Here is a 912-nt window from a genome sequence, read left to right as displayed (position 1 = left end):
ATACCTGGGCTTGGATTGTCACATCTAAGGCAGTGGTTGGTTCATCTGCTATTATTAGACTAGGATGTAAGCATAGGCTCATAGCTATCATTACTCTTTGTCTCATCCCTCCGGAAAACTCATGAGGATATGAATTTATGCGTTTTTCAGGGTTAGGTATGCCTACCATGTCCAAATATCTAATTGAAATCTCTTCGATTTCTTTATTAGTTAAATTTTTCCTATGGATTTTAATTAATCTCTTCATCTGGGTTCTTATGGTAAATAAAGGATTTAACGAAGTCATAGGGTCTTGAAATATCATAGATATTTCATCTCCTCTAATATCTCTTAGCTTATTTTTTGGCATGGCTAAAAGATTATCGTTTTTGTATATAACTTCTCCACTTATAATTGCATTTTTAGGCAAAAGATTAATAATAGATTTTGCAGTAACAGATTTTCCAGAGCCTGATTCTCCTACTATACCTAGACTCTCATCTTCATAAATATCAAAAGAAATTCCGTTTACAGCATAAGTTTTTATTCCCCTGCTTTCAAACATTACATTTAAATTTTTAACTTCTAATATCTTTTCCATTAGTAGTCCTCTCTTAAGTAATCCCCAATTATATTAAAGGCTAAAACTGTAATTAGGATAAGAAATCCTGGGAAAAATGCTAGGTAAGAATGATCTCCCAAGTATTGTTGAGAATCCTTCAACATAGAGCCCCAGGATGAAGCAGGTTGCCTGACTCCTAAGCCTAAAAAACTTAGAGATGACTCTGTTAAGATTGCACCAGCAACATTAATAGAAACTGCAACAGATAAAGTAGGTAAAACATTTCTAAAAATATGTTTTAACATTATGCTTTTATTATTTACCCCTATCATTTGAGCATAGGAAACATATTCTCTTTGTTTTATAGATAG

General features: G+C 32.6%; 2 protein-coding genes. Both read right to left on the bottom strand.

Annotated elements, in window-relative coordinates:
* Nucleotides 1–580, bottom strand: a 580-nt coding sequence (locus AB9Q04_RS08115; protein ID WP_410024833.1) for an ABC transporter ATP-binding protein, incomplete at its 3' end; no start/stop codon positions are given.
* Nucleotides 580–912, bottom strand: a 333-nt coding sequence (locus tag AB9Q04_RS08110) for an ABC transporter permease (RefSeq protein WP_410024831.1), incomplete at its 5' end; no start/stop codon positions are given. The genes AB9Q04_RS08115 and AB9Q04_RS08110, both read right to left, overlap by 1 nt.

This window comes from Anaerococcus groningensis (genome assembly GCF_046365465.1).
In the GTDB taxonomy this organism is placed as follows: domain Bacteria; phylum Bacillota; class Clostridia; order Tissierellales; family Peptoniphilaceae; genus Anaerococcus; species Anaerococcus groningensis.
The sequence above is the reverse complement of the archived record's forward strand: the minus strand, read 5'-3'. Positions and strand labels throughout refer to the sequence as shown.